General features: G+C 44.6%; 6 protein-coding genes. 5 read left to right on the top strand and 1 reads right to left on the bottom strand.

Annotation, left to right across the window (positions count from 1 at the left end; genetic code table 11):
- From IQR33_RS34470 to IQR33_RS26435, 3 genes are all read left to right on the top strand, one after another.
- Positions 1 to 634: aldehyde dehydrogenase family protein (locus IQR33_RS34470; protein ID WP_228014158.1), on the top strand; the 634-nt coding region annotated here is incomplete at its 5' end.
- A gap of 14 nt (positions 635 to 648) precedes the next feature.
- The gene (gabT, locus tag IQR33_RS26440; RefSeq protein WP_193837419.1) at positions 649 to 1,920 is read left to right on the top strand and encodes a 4-aminobutyrate--2-oxoglutarate transaminase; all 1,272 of its coding nucleotides are present in this window, start codon (positions 649 to 651) and stop codon (positions 1,918 to 1,920) included.
- Between the two features lie 345 nt (positions 1,921 to 2,265).
- Positions 2,266 to 3,762 (top strand): EAL domain-containing protein, encoded by a 1,497-nt coding sequence (locus tag IQR33_RS26435; RefSeq protein ID WP_228009998.1) that lies wholly within the window; start codon positions 2,266 to 2,268, stop codon positions 3,760 to 3,762.
- A 132-nt stretch (positions 3,763 to 3,894) separates the two neighbouring features.
- Here IQR33_RS26435 and IQR33_RS26430 read toward each other — a convergent pair whose 3' ends face one another.
- Positions 3,895 to 4,782, bottom strand: a complete 888-nt coding sequence (locus tag IQR33_RS26430) for a DMT family transporter (RefSeq protein WP_042522534.1) — start codon at positions 4,780 to 4,782, stop codon at positions 3,895 to 3,897.
- Between the two features lie 110 nt (positions 4,783 to 4,892).
- Here IQR33_RS26430 and IQR33_RS26425 point away from each other — a divergent pair, with 110 nt between their 5' ends.
- Positions 4,893 to 5,375, top strand: a complete 483-nt coding sequence (locus IQR33_RS26425) for a MarR family winged helix-turn-helix transcriptional regulator (protein ID WP_193837417.1) — start codon at positions 4,893 to 4,895, stop codon at positions 5,373 to 5,375.
- A 23-nt stretch (positions 5,376 to 5,398) separates the two neighbouring features.
- The gene (locus IQR33_RS26420; protein ID WP_017633985.1) at positions 5,399 to 5,752 is read left to right on the top strand and encodes an MmcQ/YjbR family DNA-binding protein; all 354 of its coding nucleotides are present in this window, start codon (positions 5,399 to 5,401) and stop codon (positions 5,750 to 5,752) included.
- Positions 5,753 to 5,805 lie beyond the last annotated feature (53 nt).

Genomic DNA, 5,805 nt, shown 5'->3' with positions numbered 1-5,805 from the left:
TGCAGCCGTGGCGGGTGCGATGGCGTCGAAGTTCCGTAACGCAGGCCAAACGTGTGTGTGTGCGAACCGTTTCTACGTACACAGCAAAGTGTATGACGAGTTCGTTGCTAAGTTTGACGCTGCGGTTCAGCAGCTCAAAGTTGGTAACGGATTGGAAGAGGGGGTCAACATTGGTCCAGTGATCAGCGAGTCAGCGAAGCAAGGCATTCAAGCGTTGATCGATGGTGCTATCGAGCAAGGCGCGAAGCCGGTTTCAGAACTTAAAAAGCTCGATGGTCTATTTATGCAGCCAGTGGTTCTCAAAGACGTTACTCACGACATGAAGATTGTCTCTGAGGAAATCTTTGGTCCTGTCGCACCAGTGATTCGTTTTGACAGTGACGCACAGCTGATCGAAATGGCGAACGACACCATCTACGGTCTTGCGTCGTACTTCTACAGCCAAAACATTCACCGTGTTTGGAAAATCGCAGAAGCGCTCGAATACGGCATGGTTGGCATTAACGAAGGCATGATTTCTACTGAAGTCGCTCCTTTCGGCGGTGTTAAGCAGTCCGGCATCGGACGCGAAGGAGCAAAACAAGGTATCGATGAATATATGGACGTGAAATATCTCTGCTTTGGCGGCAACTAATTAAGGACAAAACAATGACAAATCAACAACTGCACGAAAGAAGAAGCCAAGTTATCGCTCAAGGCATGGGCGCACTGTACCCACTTTACGTAGAGAAAGCAGAAAACGCTTACGTATGGGATATCGAAGGCAACAAATACATAGACTTTGCAGCGGGTATCGCGGTAACTAACACCGGGCATTCTCACAAGCGCATTAGCGAAGCGGTAAAAGCTCAGCTGGACAATTTCTCACACACGTGTGCGATGGTTACGCCATACGCGTCATTCGTAGAGCTGGCTGAAAAGCTGACAGAACTTGTACCAGGTGAGACTAAGAAGAAAGCGATCTTTCTAACCACTGGCGCCGAGGCGGTCGAAAATGCCGTAAAAGTGGCACGCGCTCATACAGGCCGTAGCGGCGTGATAGCGTTTAAAGGCGGCTTTCACGGTCGCACAAACATGACGATGGGGTTAACTGGTAAAGTTGCGCCGTACAAAGCGGGCTTTGGTCCTTTCCCGAACGAAATCTACCACGCGCCTTACCCAAATGCGTTTCACGGCATCAGCGTTGAGCAAAGCTTACAAGCGATCGACGATCTATTTGCTTGTGATATTGAACCATCACGTGTTGCGGCGATCATCTTCGAGCCAGTACAAGGTGAGGGCGGCTTCTACAAAGCACCTGAAGCGTTTGCACAAGGCTTGCGTCAGCTGTGTGACAAGCACGGTATCATGCTGATTGCGGATGAGATCCAAACGGGTTTTGCCCGTACCGGTAAAATGTTTGCGACGGAGCACCTAGGCATTGAACCCGATCTAATGACAATGGCGAAAGGCATTGCTGGTGGTTTCCCAATCTCAGCTGTTGTTGGTAAAGCGGATGTAATGGACTCCGCACTGCCTGGTGGTTTAGGTGGTACTTATGCAGGCTCGCCACTCGGTTGTGTTGCTGGTCTTGAAGTGCTGAAAATCATCGAAGAAGAAAACTTGTGCACTAAAGCGATGGGCATTGGTGAAGTGGTCAATGCACGAATGACTAAGCTGCAACAGTCAGTACCTGCTATCGGTGAAATCCGCACTACTGGTGCAATGATGGCGATTGAGTTTACTGACCCAGAATCAGGCAAACCACTGCAAGAGATGACCAAAGCGGTGATTTCTAAAGCGCAAGAAAACGGCCTTATCCTGCTTTCTTGTGGAGTAAAAGCGAACGTGATTCGTCTGTTACCTCCACTGACCATCGAATCTGACGTGCTAAATGAAGGCCTAGATAAGTTGGAAAAAGTGATTCTTGAAGTGGCGTAATTCACGCACTTTTAAATAGCAATAACAAATAAAGGAAGCGGTTGGCATCAATCGTTTCCTTTTTGTTTTTTAGCGTATCTGCTGCCTATCTAAAAAGTATTGCTCAAGATCCAAGTTGTCACTTTTATTACGGATGACTTAACAGTTGGGCTCGTTCTTACTTTTCACTTAGTCGCTACTTTGTTCTCCTCGAATGTGGTTTGGTGCTCACATTCTAAATCCCGACATCTGAAAGCCACTTGAGTCTATAATTTTATTGAGCGTCATTCCTCACTTTTTGGACTATAAAAATGAGATAGTATTCATATCCCACTTAGGTTGCTTGACAGATTAGCAGGACGAACTTTGATAACAAAGAATACAAGGTATGCCATTTTACTCGGCTTAGTTCCCATCGCCATATTTGTAGTGGCCTTTCATTCGATAACCAACTTTTACGTCAACTCGGTAAAAGCGTCGAAAATAGATGCTTACGTAGATTATTTAAATCAAAGGTCTGCCTATTTGGACGGAGCAATAGTGAAGCAGATTGCTCAGTTAGATTTTACTTGTAGTGATAGTGATGTAAGAACTTTACGCGACCCACGTTTTTATAACCGTTACATTCGTTTTATTGCGATGACCACAGAAGGCGGAAAAACGTGTTCCACGGTTGGTAGTGAAGTGTCTCGCCCATCTAGTAGTGAACGATTTCAGATGGATGAGAACTTTTTCGCATCACTTATTTTGCCGCAACAGAATGACCAAATAGAGTGGATGGTCATTTATGATAATGAACACGTTGAAGTTTTCTGGGTGCTTGATAACAGTTGGGTTAACGAGGTAATAAAAACGCCTTGCAAAGACTGCCTATTTGTAGAGTTTAAGTATGATGAACCAATATTTGGTGATTTAACGATAAGCCGTGGCAAAGCGAATATTGCAGGAGAAGAAAACGCACTCTCAAAAGAGTTTTTCTTTTCAGGAGAGTCTCAAGCCAACATGCTCATCAAGATATACAGCGGTGAAAAACTTAAAAATTATGCTCAGGAAAGAGTATTTTTGTGGGGCGGTCTTGTAAGTGTGCTTACTGGTCTTGCGACTGCCTTTGCATACATATCTGGTAAAAGCTTGAGAAAATCCATTACTGGTCTAATTGAAAATGGGATTAGTAATGCAGAATTTATTCCTTACTACCAGGCGATTGTCGATAGTCGCGATGGTAAGACAGTAGGATACGAAGCTCTGATTCGATGGTCGCGGCGTGATGGAATGGTGCCACCAAATATGTTTATTGGTGCTGCAGAAGAAAGTGGCCTGATTATCCCGATGACCAATCAGCTTATTCGTAAAATCATACAAGACTTAAGTGACTTGCCCGAGCATACGTGGGTCAGCATCAATATTGTTTCCTCCCATTTAGAGTCAGGCGTATTAACGAAGTTGCTGTCGGAGTTAAATTGGCCAATCTCGAATAGAATTCATTTTGAGTTGACCGAGAGAATACCAGTAAAAGACACTGAGGCCGCGAAAAAAGAGATTTTGTATTTAACGAATAAAGGCTACAAGTTCAAAATTGACGATTTTGGTACCGGATATGGTGGCTTTTCTTACCTACAAGATTTGGGCATCCGATGTTTAAAAGTGGATAAGATGTTTATTGATCCAATAGGATCTGACGACCAAAAATTGAAAGTGCTGGACTCAATTGTGTCTGCAGCGAACAAAGCGGAATGTGAGATGATTGCAGAAGGTGTAGAGAGCCAGGCTCAAGTCGAATACCTGGCTCAGCATGCGATTTACCTTATTCAAGGTTATGTTTACGCTAAACCAGAGCCCCTGACTAACCTTGCAAGCGCTTAACAGCCATAACGTCAAAACGTACCGTTTTAAAGGTGTCAGTTGCCTAGGTTAGCGATGATTTCTGCTGATGGGGTCACACTTGAGGGTTCCTAACACTCTCATTACTTTTAGAGTGTTAGGAATTAACGTTACTTAGGAGGAGAGTGCGGCTCTTTTCGCTTTGATCGACGTAATGAGCTGAGGTAGTAATGACATTACGATCATTCCTAGCATTAAGCTGTATTGCAGAGGAGTGAACGTTTCCCCCAATAGCAGTAGGCCCGAAACAATGCCTGCGACTGGGTTTGCAATACCACCAAAGGTAAAATCTACGACCGACATCCGCTGTAATAACCATACATACATGCCATACCCTAATGCGGTGTTCAGAATAATTACCCACAGTAACCCTAGAATATTCGTCATGGATACGTCCTGAACGACCGTAACATATGGCTCTGGATTGTTTATCGCCAGCACACTTGTTGCGATAGACATAATCACGCCACCCAAAATGAGCTGCCATGTTAGCACTGTCCACCAGTGCATTTTTGTACCTAGTGACTTTGTTACGCTACTTCCTATCACGATGCACATAATGGCGGAGATCATCGCAAGTAAGCCCACGGGTTCGAGAGAAATAGAGCTAGGATCAAATAAGAACCAAGCTAAAGCAATCAAAGTTGCGCCGCTTATCGCTTGAATGCCACTAGGCTGACGTTTGTAGACCGCCCAACCAAACAGCATCGCAAAAACGGGGACCGAAACCATACCAACACCAGAGATGGCAGAAGGAAGCGTCAAAGCCATGACAAAAATGAGACCAAAGAAGCAAGCGATGTTGATGGTTCCTAAAACAAGCAGCACCTTCCACTCACTTCTTTTTGGAAACGAGGGCTTTATTGCCAGCAACAAAAGACCCGCAGGCAGTGCCCTTAGAGCGCCAAGTAAAACGGGAGGCCAGTCCGGTAGAGTAAACTGAGTAACAGCGTAAGTCGTCCCCCAAAAAAAGGCAGGAATCATCGCAAGTAAAATGTTCATGTTAAATATCTTTATGTAGAGATAATTAAATGTAACGATATCGGCAAGGTGGCTTTTTGTAAAGTATCTTTATGTTAAAATAAAAAATATATGATGTTTGGAGAGAAATAATGGATGCAATTGATAGAGTGGTAGAGCAGTGGGCTAGGGAGAAGCCAGACCTCGACACTGAACCGATGGCAATAATGGGTCGACTAATGCGAATTGCAAAACACATGGAATCTAGGGTCGCCGAGCTACATAAGAAGTACGACCTGAAAATGGGTGAATTTGATGTGTTAGCGACACTGCGTCGAGCTGGTTCACCATATTGGCTTACTCCTTCAGCGTTAATGGAGTCGATGATGCTCACTTCGGGTGCGATGACTAATCGCTTAGATAAACTAGAGAAGAAAGGGTTTATCACCAGAACCCATAGTAAAGAAGACCGACGTAGCGTCACCGTTGAACTAACAGGGCAAGGCTTAACCTTAATTGACAAGCTAATTTTGGAGCATGTAGACGTTCAGCAATCGTTATTGCATGGTTTAGAAGGCAATGAAAAAGAGCAGGTTAACCAGGCGTTAAAATTGCTATTGCCACAATTTGAATGAGAACGCAGAAGGAGGCAGGGGATATGAAAAGCAAAGAACTAGAACAATACTTAAGTACCTTCATGTGTGCAGAAAGCGATTTCCCATTTGGGCCTGAAGCGCTTGTATACAAAATCAAAGGCAAGATGTTTGCCATCATTGCAGAGAGAAACGGTCGGGAGTATGTCAGCGTAAAAGTAAAACCAGAAGATGGAGAAGTCTTAACGTCGCAGTTTACGGATATTATCCCGGGTTATCACTTAAATAAGCGTCATTGGATAACGGTTTATTTTAACGGTGATGTCGAGGATGGGTTGATTCAAGACTTGTGTGAACGCTCTTATGCTCTTGTCGTTGCCAAGCTGCCGAAAGCACAACGAGCGTTGCTTGGTGAGTAATCGGCAACGCACTGGCCTCTGTTGTTTTGTCGCTCGTTGCTCGTAGCCTTTAC

It is taken from the genome of Vibrio sp. OPT46, from assembly GCF_015163535.1.
Classification (GTDB): Bacteria; Pseudomonadota; Gammaproteobacteria; order Enterobacterales; family Vibrionaceae; genus Vibrio; species Vibrio alginolyticus.
Note: the sequence above shows the minus strand (reverse complement) of the source record. Positions and strands in the feature narration are given on the sequence as shown.

Bases quoted from the DNA above. Each gene is read 5' to 3' on its own strand.
- gabT (WP_193837419.1), top strand. From the start codon at position 649: ATGACAAATCAACAACTGCACGAAAGAAGAAGCCAAGTTATCGCTCAA.
- IQR33_RS26430 (WP_042522534.1), bottom strand. From the start codon at position 4,782: ATGAACATTTTACTTGCGATGATTCCTGCCTTTTTTTGGGGGACGACT.
- IQR33_RS26425 (WP_193837417.1), top strand. From the start codon at position 4,893: ATGGATGCAATTGATAGAGTGGTAGAGCAGTGGGCTAGGGAGAAGCCA.
- IQR33_RS26420 (WP_017633985.1), top strand. From the start codon at position 5,399: ATGAAAAGCAAAGAACTAGAACAATACTTAAGTACCTTCATGTGTGCA.